Genomic DNA, 14,398 nt, shown 5'->3' on the forward strand with positions numbered 1-14,398 from the left:
TATTATAATTTAGTAAAGAAATTTAAGATTATCAACATTTTAAGCTTGATATAGCTAATGCAAGTCAGGTTTCCCTCGTCATACCGCCACGAACCATCATACCGCCGCGGTATCTCATCCGCTAACAAGCAGCGGGATGACGAGCTTATCATCATGCCGCCACGAACCGTCATACCGCGATTCATTCGCGGTATCTCGGCATAGATCCCGCTAACAAGCAGCGGGATGACGAGATGCCACCGCGAACCGTCATCCCGCGATTCATTCGCGGTATCTCTAGATCCCGCTAACAAGTAGCGGGATGACGGTTGTCGTTTAGCTATAAACATTAAGAAATTTACCAAACAAAAAAAAAGGCAAAAGAAACCCCGTTGGTGGTTGGCTATTTACTATGTACTAAAATATCGGCGTTTTTTTATTCTAAAACGCTTGATTAAGAGCGATTTAGTTACTTTTAACTTGCAACTAACCTACACCGCAAGTGTTTAAGAAATTTACTAAGCAGGAAAAAAGGCAAAGAAACCCCGTAGTAGCTAGCATTCAAATTCTCCCTTGTCAATTTGACGTTTTTTGCTGTCTTAAACGCTTTGTAAGCGCGTTTCGGCTTATATAGGTAAAAACCCAGAAATTTTTAAAGACATGCGATGCACGTAGTGCGAAAAATTAAACATGAGACGCCAAATACCCTAAGTTTTTTGTCATTAACCTGCACAGATTGCGAAGATAAATAAATAGCTTCAGTCTCATGATAAGGGGACTGGCGAAGGGTGTCAAGTAAGTTTTTTCGTCTCTATTCCCAATAAAAGTTCGTTATATGGTTATGCAAGAAGTCTAATGTTAGAAGGGTTAGTAATTCTTAACTACCACGAACATGTCCATTGCTGTGAGCAAAAGGTTCTACATTTTTCAAACAACTGCCTACTTTCAGTGAGTTGTTCAGATTATGCTCTATTTGTGTTTTTGTTTCGAACTTAAATCCTAACTTTTCACAAAATTTTTGGAAATATTCTTTAATAATGTCAAACAAACTCTTATCACCCTCTTGATAGTTTTTTAGCTCTTCAGGAGCAGTAAGTAACAATTTGCCGTCTTTATATGTTACACCATCTTTACCATCTTGAGACTCAAGTGTGAATTCTAATGAGCTGGATAGATCACATATTTTTTCTTCTGGATTGTCAAATGTGGTTATAGGTATTGCCATATCAGACTTAATTTTTATGTGATTGTGGTCAATGTAGTAGATATTTAGTGCTTTTTCAGGATCATGTGGAGTTAAGCTGTAACTGCTAAGCGCAGCGTGATACTCATTAAATATACCAGCTCCATATCCTGCTTGATTACAATTAGTGACTAGCTCTTCTAAAATGGGGTCACTTGGAACTTCTGCTCCAGCATATCCAAACATTTCCTTAAAAATTTCTTTTGCAATTGGGCGGTAATTTTTATCTCCCTTTCTTAGTAGTAGGTGATTATGCTCCTTTCCTATGTTGTAAAATCTTTCAAACTCTTTTCTATATGAATCAGTTTTCTGATGATCAGTAGTTTCAGGATTATTGAAGTGGTTCTCCCAAATTTTAGGTAATCTATTCTGATTAAGCTCTTTTAACACTGAATCAACAAAAACTCTACCCTGATCTGTATCTATTTCTCTTTCACCAACTAGAGAATCACTATAAATATCATTCTCACTAAGAAGCTTACTCTCATAGTCCTTCGCTCCTTCTTTCAGCGCAATAATAAGACTTTTATCTATTTTTTTTTCATTAATAACGAAATTCATCCTGTGGAAATCTAAGTACATTGTTTCGCCAGAGTTTGCTTCTTTATTATCCTCTGCAGCTCTTAATTTACTGAAGTCAAATTCTTTAGCTTGAGCGTTTAATGTAACGATTGGATTTTTCTTTGCTTCTGCCATAATCTTGCTCCCCATTAACATTCTGAAATTAATTGTATTACTGAATTATTAATAATCTAGTAATAGTGCCTGCTATGTAGCTAAAATTTTCCTTTAACTTAAGCTACATGTAGCTAAAATAACTTGGGTTTACCGACGATTTGACAAACCGTCATCCCGCTGCTTGTTAGCGGGATCTAGAGATACCGCGGCGGTATGACGTGGGGAAACCTGACTTGCATTAGCCATGTATAATAAAGGGAATCTATGACGAAAGAATCATTGGTAAAAACTGATATAGTGAAAGTTGAAGACAAAAAAGCGGTAAGGAGCTTTTTTAAAATACTAGGTGGAGTGGCAGATGCTGTAAGATCATGGATTGGTAACATCGGTCCTGATTTAAGTAACAGTCGCGATATCGATAGTTTAGTCTTGAAGATGAACGAGTGCTTAAATCCAAAGGGAGGGGAGGTTTCAGCACGTAAGAATGCTGTATCTCTTGGTAATTTGTACTTAAGCTTATCAGAGAAAGGTAAAATAAAATTTCTGCAAACCCTGGCAGAAAAATTTAATCCGAATAAAGAGGAAATAGACGAGAAAATAAAAGAGTATCAAAAGAATCAAAATCCTGAGTTAGGCTATAAGTTTGAGCAAGATTTGATAAAAATTCTTGAATCACCGCGTTCTAAAATATTGAAGCAATTTATTTCTTTACCAGAAGGCCTCAAGTTTATTGTTGATATGCGTTCTGACGTGCTTAAGCTAAAGAACCAATATAGAAGCTTGAATCCACTAGAGAACGAATTAAAAAATATACTCTATACTTGGGTTGATGTTGATCTACTCGATCTTCGTCAAATCACTTGGGATTCACCTGCATCATTGCTAGAAAAACTTATAAAATATGAAGCTGTGCATAAAATTTCCTCTTGGGATGACTTAAAAAACAGGCTGGGTCTCTGTTTTGCTTTTTTTCATTACAAGATACCAAACGAACCTTTGATTTTTGTAGAAGTTGCATTAATGGATAAGATTGCAGATAGCATTCAACACCTTTTAGATGAGTCGGTACCTTCAAATGATCCAAGTAATGCAAGCACTGCTATATTCTATTCAATATCAAATACTCAAGCAGGGTTATCTGGAATCAGCCTTGGTAATTTTTTGATCAAAAGGGTTGTAGAAAAGCTGTCACAAGAGTTTAAAAGTATAAAAACATACGCAACTCTTTCTCCAATACCTGGCTTTACGAAATGGCTAAAAAACAATCTAAACCAAGATGTCACTTTATTGGGCAAACTAAATATAAAACAATCTAGTGCAGAAATTTTAGAAAGTGCAGAGCAATTAAAAACTAACGTTGAATGTACAAATGAAACTAAACAATGCATGCTTAAACTATGTGCACATTACTTGCTCAAGGTTAAGAGCAATAATGGAAGTGCCTATGATCCAGTGGCGCATTTTCATTTAAGCAATGGTGCATCGATAAAACAATTAAACTGGATGGCGGATACTTCTGAAAAGGGTATTAGTCAGTCGGCTGGGATGATGGTAAATTATCTGTATGAGTTGCCTAAAATAGATAATAATCATGAAAACTATATGGTTAATAAAGTGATTTCCTGCTCGAAAAAAGTGTCGTCTATGTTGAAGGAGTAAATAGTCTCTTAATAAATAATTGCCCTCACAACACTTAAAATGTAAAATGGTTCTACTTAAATAAAATAGCCATAAATGAACAACATAAGAAATTTTGCAATAATAGCGCATATAGACCACGGTAAGTCAACGCTTGCTGACCGTTTAATAGAGAAATGTAACGGCCTTGAAGCAAGAGAAATGATCAATCAAATACTCGATTCAATGGATATAGAGCGTGAACGTGGCATTACAATTAAAGCACAGACGGTAAAACTCAATTATACGGCAAACGACGGTAATCAATATTGCCTAAATCTCATGGACACCCCAGGTCACGTTGATTTTTCTTATGAGGTAAGTCGAAGCTTAGCTGCATGTGAAGGTTCGCTTTTAGTGGTAGATAGTAGCCAGGGCGTTGAAGCACAAACCCTTGCAAATGTATATAAAGCTATTGACAACAACCATGAAATAATAGTTGTGCTCAATAAAGTTGATCTTCCTGCTGCAGATCCAGAAAGGGTAAAACTCCAGGTTGAGGAAATAATTGGTATTGACGCAAGTGAGTCAGTTTTAATATCGGCAAAAACTGGACTTGGGATAAAAGATGTACTGGAAGCAATAGTGGCAAAACTTCCAGCTCCTCAAGGTGATGTAAATGCTCCACTGCAAGCAATTTTAGTTGATAGTTGGTATGACACTCACTTAGGAGTAGTAATTTTAGTGCGAGTTAAAAATGGAGTGCTAAAAAAAGGCATGAGAATTGTTATGATGTCTAATAATGCTACATATCAAGTGGACAATATTGGTATTTTCACCCCTAAAAAAGTTATGACGAGTGAGCTTTCAGCGGGTGAAGTTGGTTTTATAACTGCTTCAATGAAGGAAGTAGCAGACTGCAAGGTAGGGGACACTATCACTGAGGAAAAGAGACCTTGTAGTGAAGCACTTCCTGGATTTAAAGAAGTGCATCCTGTGGTATTTTGTAGCATTTTCCCTCACAAAACGGATGATTTTAAATATTTAAGGGAAGCTCTAGAAAAGTTACATTTAAATGATGCAAGTTTTACCTTCGAAGCTGAAACTTCAAATGCGCTAGGCTATGGATTTCGTTGTGGATTTTTGGGAATGTTGCATCTTGAAGTTATTCAAGAAAGACTCGAAAGAGAGTTTGATTTAGATCTAACAGCAACTGCGCCGAGCGTTATATATAGGGTTACAATACGAAGCGGTGAAATTCTGAATATTCATAATCCAAGTGATATGCCAGATCCAATAAAGATTGAAATGGTAGAGGAACCGTGGATTACTGCAACAATAATGGTCCCCGACCAATACTTGGGAGAGATTCTATCTCTATGTGAAGAAAGGAGGGGAGAACAGGAAGATTTATCTTACATTGGTAACACAACAACAGCATTATTAAGATATAAATTACCACTGTCTGAGGTTGTTTTTGACTTTTATGATCGATTAAAATCAATTTCCAAAGGATATGCAAGCTTGGATTGGGAAATTTCCAGCTATCTGGTAAGTCAAATAGATAAATTAAGCTTTTTAATTAATGGAGAGCCCGTAGATGCATTAGCCTGTATTGTTCACAAAAGTAGGGCAGAAAAAAGGGGGCGTGAAATATGTGCACGCTTGCAGGATCTAATACCACGTCAGCAATATAAAATCGCGATTCAAGCGGCAGTGGGCGGAAAAATTATTGCCAGAGAAACGATTAACCCATACAGAAAAGATGTAACAGCTAAACTCTATGGTGGAGATGTAACGCGAAGAATGAAACTACTTGAAAAGCAAAAAAAGGGTAAAAAAAGGTTACATTCTATAGGGAACGTAAATATTCCACAGAATGCTTTTATTCAAGCCTTGAAGATAAGTGATTGATCTTAAAAGACTTCTTGTATAGTTTTTGGCAACAACCGTTAGAAACAAAAAACTTACTTGACACCCTTTGCCAGCCCCCTTATCATGAGACTGAAGCTATTGTATTTGCTTTCGCCAATCTGCAGATTAAAAGGTAAGGATTACTTAATGTATCGGCGTCTTATGTTCAATTTTTTGCAGTATATAGATACTGTATGTCTTTACAAAACTTCATCTACATCTAGATTTTTATCTAAATAAGCTGAACGCGCTTATAAAGCGTTACAAGACATCAAAAAATGCCAATACTCGACAGAGATAGTAAAAGACTAGCTAACTCGGGGATTCTTTGTCTTTTTTTCTGCTTAGTAAATTTCTTAAACATTTGCAGCGTAAGTTAGTTGCAATTAAAAGCAGCTAAATCTTGCTTGTCAAGCGTTTAAAACATAAAAAACGCCAATATTTTAAAGCGGATAATAACCACGGGGCTTCTTTTGCCTTTTTTTTCGTTTGGTAAATTTCTTAAATATTTATGACTAAAAGAGCTCGTGAAGGGTGTCATTCCAGTGCTTGACACTGGAATCCAGCTTTTTCATAATCATCAAAACGTTGTACTTTAACATAAAACGGCTACTTTTATGCTTACCAACTTAATAAAATTCCTGGATCCCAGTGGGCTTTGTTGCATAGCACCTTAAGCAGTGATGGTTTACGACAAATTTATGTAATGATTTCAAATTTAGCCATACCAATATCAGTGAATTTGTTGAGCAAATAGCACTTAATTAGTAATTCTTTTTCACGATTTACTTCAGATTTATTCCTAAAGCTAAATCCAAATACTTGCTTCAACCTTGAGAAAAATCCTTCTATGTAAGATCTCTTTCCATAAATTGCTTCCTTTTTCCACTCTTTTACACCATCTTGTCCATATAATTTTATTAACCTAATAGCAGCATTTCTGTCAGACATATAATCTATTTTTGAATGTTCTGCTGCATCCTTTTTTGGTAGAATTTTTGTCTTTATATCGTATTTCTTACACAATTTATAAAGTTTGTGCCTATCGTATGCCCTATCTGCATATAATGCTTTTATTTTGTGCTGAAAATTAACTTCTTCAAGCAAATCGCAAGCTCCATAGTGGTCAGAGTAGACGCCATTACTGTATCTTGCAGCTATAGCTTTTTTACTATTCACACTTAACATAACATGTAACTTTCTTACTTGCTCGTAGCTTCGGTACTTTCTATCTGCACTGTTTTCCTTACTGTGGCCAGGAGTGTTACTGTAAATGCTGATACTTGTGCTATCTATGATAATTTCAATATTTTCCATGTTGCTTTTATCAACCCTGCAATCATTTATCTTAATATTAAGTTTTTTAAACCTTCTTGATGCTTGTGAATAGCTGATAACTGCCAAATTTTTTCCTATTTGTTGCAGATATCCTTTTATAAACCCCACCGTTTGTCTTAAACCAATTCTAAAAAGATTGACAATTATATGCACCAAAATTACGACTTTATCACTGTAAATATTGTTGCCGCCCTGCATTTTTGGACTATTTTCATACCAATTTTCGATAGCTTCATCGATGTAACGAAAAATATTTCCCCTTTTTTCAAGGAATTTGTTATATTCGTTTTGGTTACTGACTTTCATTTTCTGTGGCATATTTTTTCTTCAACAGTTAAATGGTTATTTATAATGAATTTTGTCAGTAGCCACCAGATTTTTTCGGTTGCTATGCAACAAAGCCATCCCAGTGTCTGGGCACTGGGATGACAAGAGAAGGTACTGGATGACACCCTGACAACCGTCATCCCGCTACGTGTTAGCGGCTAAGAGATACCACGGCGGCATGACGTAGAGCTCGCATTAGCTATACTTTTATACTCACCAACTCAGCTGGATCCAAGTAGTCAAAGCACTGGAATGACAATGTGGAGTGTCTGCTTCTGTCATCCTATGATAGGATCCAGTCTAAAAAAAAAGACCTGGATTGTATCTTAAAAAAAGTCAAAAGACTATGATAAGCAAAGGAGTGATACTGTGTCTGGGTAAAAACCGTTGCTGGCTTAAAGCAAAATGTAGTACGAACGGTAGGTGGATCTAAAAGATCGAATTACAATCCTGTATACAACATTTGCATTGATTATATTTATAGGTAAAAAAAATGGCTAGAATAAATTTTATGGGAGTAGATGTTTCCAAGGGAACATTGAATTAATGGCAAGCATAAGCGCATAGCAAACATGAATGATGCTATATCTGGGTTTATAGAAACAAATATAGTCGATTTACCCATCAAGTTATGTGTAAACCGGCGGCTATGAAAAGCTCATTGTAAAATTGTTGCAAGATAACTGTCCATAAAGCTCACCCGAATCGGGTATATGCATTTGCCAAAGCTTGCAATCACTTCGCAAAAACTGACAAATTGGATGCTAAATTACTGGAGAAATACGCTGAATTTATCAGTAAAAACGGTGAAGTAAAAGGATGTACAAAAGCAAGAAGAACTAAAGGAGCTAGGAGCAGTTGAGCGTAATTTAAATCATGCAAATAAGTGTCGTCTGCAAAATGCAACGGGAAAAGCTAGAGAATATATAGAAAGACAAATAGAGTTTGCTGAAAAACAATTGAAGGAAATTAGGCAAGACATAGAAGACGTGATAGCTGAATTGAAAGGAAAAAATGAGCTTTTAATCAGCTATAAAGGTATTGGGTCAAAGACGGCGAGCGTTCTACTGACAGAGGTTTGGTAGATTAGAGAATAGAGAAATTGCATGCTTGGTTGGAGTTGCACCTAAAACTAGCGAAAGTGGAAGAAAAGTTGGCAAAGCTCAAATCAAAGGAGATGCAAGGAAAGCACTATACATGTCAGCTCTTGTTGCTATGCGCCACAACAGAAAAATGAAAGCAGCGTTTGGTTGATTCTGGCAAAGCTGCTAAGGTTGCATTAGTTGCTGTCATGAGAAAAATTATCGTTTGTTTAAATGCCATGATAAAAAATAACAATTTTTATCTTGACTCTTAAGACGGTAGATTCCAGTGCCCACTTTCTTGTCATCCAAGTAGCTCCTTTCTCGTCATTCAAGTAGCTGACACTGGTTTCCATCCAAGACGGCAGTGCCCAGACATTGGAATCCAGAAAAATTGATTGTGCACTATACAACATTTTCGATCAAAAGCTGGATTCCAGACTGGAATGACAGCAGTCCTACGTCATGCCACCGCGAACCGTCATCCCACCACGAACCGTCATACCGCGATTTATTCGCGGTATCTCTTAGCATAGATTCCGCTAACACGTAGCGGGATGACGAGGCTTATCGTCATGCCACCGCGAACCGTCATACCGCCACGAATCGTCATACCGCGATTTATTCGCGGTATCTCTTAGCATAGATTCCGCTAACACGTAGCGGGATGACGATTGTCAGGGTGTCATCCAAGTAGCCTCTTTTTTGTCATCCCAGTGCCCAGACTGGAATGACACCCTACTTAACCGTCATACCGCGATTCATTCGCGGTATCTCAGCCGCTAACAAGAGATCCCGCTAACAAGCAGCGGGATGACGGTTGTCGTTTAGCCATAAATGTTTAAGAAATTTACCAAATAAAAAAAAGGCAAAAGAAACCCTGGTCATTGTCTATTTTCAGTATTGGCGTTTTTTAAGTCTTAAATACTGCAATTTAGCTGCTTTTAAATGCAACTAACCTTAGCTACAAATGTTTAAGAAATTTACTAAGCAGAAAAAAAGGCAAAAGAAACCCCGCGTTAGCTAGTTGTCACTCTCTAATCCTGCAAATTGGCGTACTATACTGTCTTAAACGACTTATAAGCGCGTTTCAGCTTGTGTAGGTAAAAACCTAGAAATATTGTGAAGACATAAGGTGCACATAGTGCAAAAAATTAAAAATAAGACGCCAACTACGTTGTTTTCTTGCTGTTTAATCTGCACAGATGAAGATAACTGAATACCTTCAGTTTCATGATAAGGGGGCTGGCAAAGGGTGTCAAGTAAGTTTTTTCGTTTCTATTCCCAATAAAAGTTTGTTATATGGTTATGCAAGAAGTCTATTGACAGGTGATTAAATTATGATGTAGCCTATCGCCGTATATCCTGGGGTGGGTTGTTGTGAGGCTTTTTCACTTTTTATTCTTGTTAATGTGTTTTTCTCTGTATTACTATGCGGGTTTTATATTTTCGCCCTGCCCAAAAGCTACGGTTTGCTTTTCACCTGGAGAAGACTGTGCTATGCCGATAATCAGCGTAATAGATCAGTCTAAAAAATCTATCTTAGTTCAAGAATATACATTTACTCTTGGAACAATTGCAAAATCTTTGATCAATGCTAAAGAGCGTGGCGTTGATGTTAAAGTCATTTTAGATAAATCACAACTCTACTCAAAATATAGTGTTATAAATGAATTATTTTCAGGTGGAGTACCAGTTTGGATCGATGATAAGCCAAAAATTGCTCATAATAAGATAATGATTGTTGATAATCAAAAAGTTATCACAGGGTCGTTTAACCTGAGTAAGACAGCTAAAAAAGGAAATGCTGAAAATTTATTAATTATCACAGATTATCCTGAATTGATTCAGCAGTATGTGAAAAACTGGGAGGCACGAATGTCACAGTCTTATAAATATGCTCCCAACTAATCAAGAGCACTTGCTTAAAATCAGTTCTAAAAACAGCAAGAGAGAGCTTTTTTGATTGATTGGCATGATGATTATGATATAATAAACCAAAAGTTTAAGGAATCAGGTAATGGATTATATAAACGATGCTGCCGGTAGCTATACTGCCATTCATGATTTTTTTCAAGACAATGGTGTTGGAGATTACAAAGTTCAATGCAGTTATGGTGGTGTACCGTATGCTACTGACGAATACGTACATTCTGGCGATAAATTTTGGAGTAATAATTTCATAGACTCACATTTTGGAAGGGAAATAAAAATGTATCCTCAAAGTGAACTTTTAGCTAAAGAATATGCTGGAAGTACGCTGCCAGTTTCAATATCACTAGATAAGGATTTAATAAAAATAAAGGAATGTCAGAAAAAAACGAAATTTGTGGAACTAGAAAGGGAGTCAGGCGATTTAGTGTATGATAAGCAAAAGCATGTAAAGTGTTACACAACAAAGCTATCATATGATGATGTGCATATTTACAATAACGATAAAGTTTCAACATTTAGCATAAAATACGACGTGCCAAATGATCCGAAATACAGTTTAAATATAACATTTACAAAGGTTAATGATAATAAACCAGGATTTTGGCAAAAATTTAAAAACATGTTTTAACCTGACCGTTCACTGGTTTTTACTCAATCAACCAACTACATTCTGTAATATTTGGGACGTCAAAAATTGACTTTATTTTTCTTGAGCTTTTTTTAATTTAAAATAAATACAGAAGCTTGTATCTTGAAATTTGCTGCAAGTGCAATTGCTTTCTAGCTATCTTTTATGGTATCTGTTCAGCTAAGCGGTGTGAGAGATAATATAGCTAAACTGACTTAGATTTACCGATAATTTGAAAAACAAAAATTCGTCATTCCGCTACTTGTTAGCGGAATCTATGCTGAGATACCGCGGCGGTATGACGTAGGAAAACCTTTCTTGGGTTAGCTATATCAGTTAATATTAAATTTTATAATTAAAAAATATGCTATTTTTTAAAACTTTCATTCTCCTTGACTCTGTCAACTTCACAAAACAACTCTTGGACCAAATGTATCTGGCATAACACCTTTTGGTAACTTGCTACTTCTTTTTTTTCCGCATCTCCAACAACGGCCATTGATATTCCACTACATAAGGCTTAATTTTTGGTAGATCAACTTTTTTATGAATAATACTATGCTTCTCCTTAAATTGACCATTTCCCCTAAACGCTATTAGCTTCCTTAAAACTTACATTAATGCCTATTTTGCCTAAACTGAAGCGTTTTTTCCAATTTTTTCTAGCATCAACTCAGCAGCTTTTTGTTCAGCAATCTTCTTACTAGAAGCGCATGCAGAAACTTTACCATAATCTTCTATGCAAACTGATATAGTAAATTCAGGATTGTGTGCTGGTCCAGTTTGTTTTACAAGCTCATATTCTGGTAAAGGCAATTTGCTTTTCTGAGTCCACTCTTGCAGTGAGGTTTTAGGATCTTGAGGGGGGTCAAGCATACTTTTAGCTAGCTTTTCCCAATATTGGATAATAAATTTTTCAACATTTTCAAGCTCGCCATCAATATAAATTGCACCTATTAGTGCTTCAAGCGAGTTTTCTAAATTTTTTAGGTTACATCTTCCTCCATTGCAGCGTTCACTATTATTCATGATGATAAAACTGCCTAATTTTATCTCTTTAGCAACATTAGCAATGGTGTTGCCACAAACTAAATCCGTTTTTCTTTTTGCCAATGCTCCTTCTTTTTCTTCAGGAAATAGTTTATACAATATAGCAGACACAACCATATTCAAAACACTATCGCCTAAAAACTCTAGTCTTTCGTAGCTTACAATCTGGTTTTTGCTATTCCTTTTATTTACGCTTGGGTGAGTTAGTGCCTCTTCTAATATTGCATAATTTGTAAATTTATAATCAATGATTTTAGATATTGCATCATTCAAATTTTTCATACCCATTGTTTAAAAGAAAAGCACTTCCTACCACACCTTTATACCAGAGAATTAGTTTTGTTTTATTAAAATAATACCAACAACTTCCAAAATTAATGTATACAACCCACCACCTCACTAATGTTACTAAATCCATCCCTTCTTACTAATTCTGCAAGTTCCAGATTGATTTTATCCACAACTTGAGGCCCTTGGTATATGAGAGCAGTGTACAGTTGCACTAAAGAGGCTCCTGCTTTTATTTTTTTATATGCATCAGCACCACTTGAGATTCCTCCGCACCCTATCAATAATATTTTGCCCTTAGTAAATTTGTACATATCGCCCAATAACTCGGTTGAAAGTTTGAACAGTGGTTTGCCACTCAATCCGCCACTTTCGTTGTGGTGGGAATGCAGATTATCTCTACTTACCGTAGTGTTGCTTACTGTTAATCCGTCAATCTTATATTCCAACGCAAGCTCAGCGATATTTTCTTTCGTTTGCTGATCTATATCTGGTGAGATTTTTAATATTATTGCGGAATTATCAATTGATTTCCGGGTTAGAGTTATGGATTTCAACAATTCCGATAATTCTTGCTTATTGTGCAGATTGCGTAAATTAGGCGTGTTTGGGGATGAGATGTTCAGCACTATATAATTGCTTTTTCCATATACCATCTTTATTAAATCAACATAATCACGGATTTGGTCTTTCGATGCACTATTTTTTCCTATATTTATACCAAAAATGCAGTCATCAAGCTTGGTTTCATCTATTTGTTTAAGAAAATAGTCTATTCCTTTATTGTTAAATCCCAATCTGTTAATTACCCCTTGATCTTTAATCAACCGAAAAATTCTTGGTTTTTTGTTTCCATATTGTGGATTACGAGTTACAGTACCAGTTTCAATAAACCCAAAACCAAATGAAAGCATAGGCCTTATAACTTCTGCATTCTTGTCAAAACCTGCAGCCAAGCCTACGGGGCTTCTGAGCTTACTACCAAAAAAATTCACACTCAAAGATTCTGGTAGCTCTATAGGATTCTTATAAGGTATTTTCTTTAATGCCATGATTGCCAAAGAGTGAGCAACTTCAGGCGGCAGTAAAAACAATAAATTACGTAATATCATTTTGTAAAACACTTTGCTTATTTTTAGTTTATTTTTTACCATGAAACGCTATAAGAGTATAACCATAACTTAAAAAGAATTGATTTTACTTATGAATAATTTTCTCTATAGGTTACACACTTAAAGCTACTGTTGAATTGAGCAACTTTTACAAGATATAGAAAATGAAAGAGGCCGGGACCGGAATTGAACCGGTATAAAAGGATTTGCAGTCCTCCGCATAAGCCATTCTGCCACCCAGCCGTTTTTTATGTGTAGATATCCATTATATCTTTTAGCATAGATAAAGCTTCCTCCCTTTTGCGTTGAAAAGTGTTACGTCCAATGATTGAACCATTACCACCACCCTGCTTAATTTCTTTCGCTTCATTGCATATGTCATCTACTTCCTTCGATTCGCCACCAGAAAAAACTACTATTCTTTTCCCTGCAAAACAAGATTTTTTAACATATTCAATTCTTTTAGATAATGATTCAATATTTTCTGTTTCTATCTTTTCTTTTTCCAAATATCTAGTTGGAAGCTTTACTTTGATTATATTAGCGCCAAGTAAAGCTGCTATGTGCGCAGCATAGGCAATAACATCAACTGCTGTTTCACCTTCTTTGGAAATTCCTTCACCACGTGGATAAGACCATAGCACTACTGCAAGCCCATAAGATTTGGCTTCAGCTACGATTTCACGAGCTTCTTCCATCATATCAAAACACTTGGCAGAACCAGGATATATAGTAAATCCAACAGCCAAGCAGCCCAAACGCAGCGCATCTTTCACAGAAGAGGTTATTGCTTGATCAGAAGTCAGATTTTTTGAATGTAAGGAGTTGGAACTATTAAGTTTCAAAATAAGTGGGAGCATTCCAGCATAAGTCGAAGCACCAGCTTCAATCATACCAAGTGGAGCAGCATATGCACTTACTCCCGAATCAACCGCAAGCTGAAAATGATAATGTGGGTCATAAGCATCGGGATTAACTTCAAAGCTTTTTATTGGCCCGTGCTCAAACCCTTGGTCTACAGGCAGAATCACTAACTTGCCAGTGCCACCAAGCTTTCCATGCATGAGAATACGAGTAAGGTTTGCTTTTACCCCGGGGTTTTCACTTTCGTAGTAGCTTAGAACTTGTTTTACTTTATCACTTATCACTATAATTCAAATTAAATTTAAGTTATAAATTGTAACAAAGATGAAGTTCAATACAAGGA

12 protein-coding genes, 1 tRNA gene and 3 pseudogenes are annotated in these 14,398 nt (G+C 36.1%); 6 read left to right on the forward strand and 10 right to left on the reverse strand.

Features of this window, described 5'->3' with window-relative positions; translation table 11 throughout:
* Nucleotides 1-2: 2 nt before the first annotated feature.
* Both ACJZL1_RS03445 and ACJZL1_RS03450 read right to left on the reverse strand, forming a co-directional pair.
* On the reverse strand, nucleotides 3-329 hold the full coding sequence (locus ACJZL1_RS03445) for a hypothetical protein (protein ID WP_419246980.1): 327 nt from the start codon (nucleotides 327-329) through the stop codon (nucleotides 3-5).
* Nucleotides 330-907: 578 nt separating this feature from the next.
* Nucleotides 908-1,918 (reverse strand): annotated as a pseudogene (locus ACJZL1_RS03450) (hypothetical protein); the annotation flags it as partial.
* Nucleotides 1,919-2,164: 246 nt separating this feature from the next.
* Here ACJZL1_RS03450 and ACJZL1_RS03455 point away from each other — a divergent pair.
* Together ACJZL1_RS03455 and lepA are read left to right on the forward strand one after the other, a co-directional pair.
* Nucleotides 2,165-3,559 carry a malonyl-CoA decarboxylase gene (locus ACJZL1_RS03455; protein WP_265035018.1) on the forward strand — a complete coding sequence of 465 codons (1,395 nt, stop codon included), beginning with the start codon at nucleotides 2,165-2,167 and terminating at the stop codon, nucleotides 3,557-3,559.
* Nucleotides 3,560-3,634: 75 nt separating this feature from the next.
* Complete coding sequence (lepA, locus tag ACJZL1_RS03460; protein ID WP_419246981.1) at nucleotides 3,635-5,431, forward strand: translation elongation factor 4; 1,797 nt, start codon at nucleotides 3,635-3,637, stop codon at nucleotides 5,429-5,431.
* Between the two features lie 699 nt (nucleotides 5,432-6,130).
* Here the strand turns inward: lepA and ACJZL1_RS03465 are convergent.
* Together ACJZL1_RS03465 and ACJZL1_RS03470 are read right to left on the reverse strand one after the other, a co-directional pair.
* Nucleotides 6,131-7,087 carry an IS5 family transposase gene (locus ACJZL1_RS03465; RefSeq protein ID WP_419246982.1) on the reverse strand — a complete coding sequence of 319 codons (957 nt, stop codon included), beginning with the start codon at nucleotides 7,085-7,087 and terminating at the stop codon, nucleotides 6,131-6,133.
* On the reverse strand, nucleotides 7,072-7,236 hold the full coding sequence (locus ACJZL1_RS03470) for a hypothetical protein (RefSeq protein WP_419246983.1): 165 nt from the start codon (nucleotides 7,234-7,236) through the stop codon (nucleotides 7,072-7,074). Before ACJZL1_RS03470 ends, ACJZL1_RS03465 begins: the two co-directional genes overlap by 16 nt.
* A gap of 353 nt (nucleotides 7,237-7,589) precedes the next feature.
* Between ACJZL1_RS03470 and ACJZL1_RS03475 the strand changes: the two are divergent.
* A pseudogene (locus tag ACJZL1_RS03475) lies at nucleotides 7,590-8,453 on the forward strand (transposase).
* A 130-nt stretch (nucleotides 8,454-8,583) separates the two neighbouring features.
* On the opposite strand, the gene ACJZL1_RS03480 reads toward ACJZL1_RS03475, so the two are convergent.
* A complete protein-coding gene (locus tag ACJZL1_RS03480; RefSeq protein WP_419246984.1) occupies nucleotides 8,584-8,727 on the reverse strand; it encodes a hypothetical protein in 144 nt (47 codons plus the stop codon).
* 656 nt (nucleotides 8,728-9,383) lie between these two features.
* Here ACJZL1_RS03480 and ACJZL1_RS03485 point away from each other — a divergent pair.
* The 3 genes from ACJZL1_RS03485 (at nucleotide 9,384) to ACJZL1_RS03495 (ending at nucleotide 10,741) form a co-directional block, all read left to right on the forward strand.
* Nucleotides 9,384-9,515, forward strand: coding sequence for a hypothetical protein (locus ACJZL1_RS03485; RefSeq protein WP_419246985.1), 132 nt, complete (start codon nucleotides 9,384-9,386; stop codon nucleotides 9,513-9,515).
* Between the two features lie 43 nt (nucleotides 9,516-9,558).
* Nucleotides 9,559-10,089 (forward strand): phospholipase D family protein, encoded by a 531-nt coding sequence (locus ACJZL1_RS03490; protein ID WP_265025859.1) that lies wholly within the window; start codon nucleotides 9,559-9,561, stop codon nucleotides 10,087-10,089.
* Between the two features lie 109 nt (nucleotides 10,090-10,198).
* The gene (locus tag ACJZL1_RS03495) at nucleotides 10,199-10,741 is read left to right on the forward strand and encodes a hypothetical protein (RefSeq protein WP_265025860.1); all 543 of its coding nucleotides are present in this window, start codon (nucleotides 10,199-10,201) and stop codon (nucleotides 10,739-10,741) included.
* 416 nt (nucleotides 10,742-11,157) lie between these two features.
* On the opposite strand, the pseudogene ACJZL1_RS03500 reads toward ACJZL1_RS03495, so the two are convergent.
* The 5 genes and pseudogenes from ACJZL1_RS03500 to ACJZL1_RS03520 all read right to left on the reverse strand — a co-directional run.
* Nucleotides 11,158-11,293, reverse strand: a pseudogene (locus tag ACJZL1_RS03500) (IS66 family transposase); the annotation flags it as partial.
* 81 nt (nucleotides 11,294-11,374) lie between these two features.
* On the reverse strand, nucleotides 11,375-12,073 hold the full coding sequence (gene rnc, locus ACJZL1_RS03505; protein ID WP_419246986.1) for a ribonuclease III: 699 nt from the start codon (nucleotides 12,071-12,073) through the stop codon (nucleotides 11,375-11,377).
* Nucleotides 12,074-12,165: 92 nt separating this feature from the next.
* Nucleotides 12,166-13,233, reverse strand: a complete 1,068-nt coding sequence (locus ACJZL1_RS03510; RefSeq protein WP_419246987.1) for a quinone-dependent dihydroorotate dehydrogenase — start codon at nucleotides 13,231-13,233, stop codon at nucleotides 12,166-12,168.
* 129 nt (nucleotides 13,234-13,362) lie between these two features.
* Nucleotides 13,363-13,434 (reverse strand) — tRNA-Cys (locus ACJZL1_RS03515).
* Nucleotides 13,435-13,439: 5 nt separating this feature from the next.
* Nucleotides 13,440-14,336 carry a class I fructose-bisphosphate aldolase gene (locus ACJZL1_RS03520; protein ID WP_265026651.1) on the reverse strand — a complete coding sequence of 299 codons (897 nt, stop codon included), beginning with the start codon at nucleotides 14,334-14,336 and terminating at the stop codon, nucleotides 13,440-13,442.
* Nucleotides 14,337-14,398 lie beyond the last annotated feature (62 nt).

Origin of the sequence: Wolbachia endosymbiont of Rhagoletis indifferens (assembly GCF_048537595.1) — a bacterium.
Lineage (GTDB): Bacteria > Pseudomonadota > Alphaproteobacteria > Rickettsiales > Anaplasmataceae > Wolbachia.

Coding starts and splice junctions, on each gene's coding strand:
- ACJZL1_RS03485 (WP_419246985.1), top strand. CDS start 9,384: ATGAAGATAACTGAATACCTTCAGTTTCATGATAAGGGGGCTGGCAAA.
- ACJZL1_RS03465 (WP_419246982.1), bottom strand. CDS start 7,087: ATGCCACAGAAAATGAAAGTCAGTAACCAAAACGAATATAACAAATTC.
- rnc (WP_419246986.1), bottom strand. CDS start 12,073: ATGAAAAATTTGAATGATGCAATATCTAAAATCATTGATTATAAATTT.
- ACJZL1_RS03495 (WP_265025860.1), top strand. CDS start 10,199: ATGGATTATATAAACGATGCTGCCGGTAGCTATACTGCCATTCATGAT.
- ACJZL1_RS03470 (WP_419246983.1), bottom strand. CDS start 7,236: ATGACGGTTGTCAGGGTGTCATCCAGTACCTTCTCTTGTCATCCCAGT.
- lepA (WP_419246981.1), top strand. CDS start 3,635: ATGAACAACATAAGAAATTTTGCAATAATAGCGCATATAGACCACGGT.
- ACJZL1_RS03445 (WP_419246980.1), bottom strand. CDS start 329: ATGTTTATAGCTAAACGACAACCGTCATCCCGCTACTTGTTAGCGGGA.
- ACJZL1_RS03455 (WP_265035018.1), top strand. CDS start 2,165: ATGACGAAAGAATCATTGGTAAAAACTGATATAGTGAAAGTTGAAGAC.
- ACJZL1_RS03510 (WP_419246987.1), bottom strand. CDS start 13,233: ATGGTAAAAAATAAACTAAAAATAAGCAAAGTGTTTTACAAAATGATA.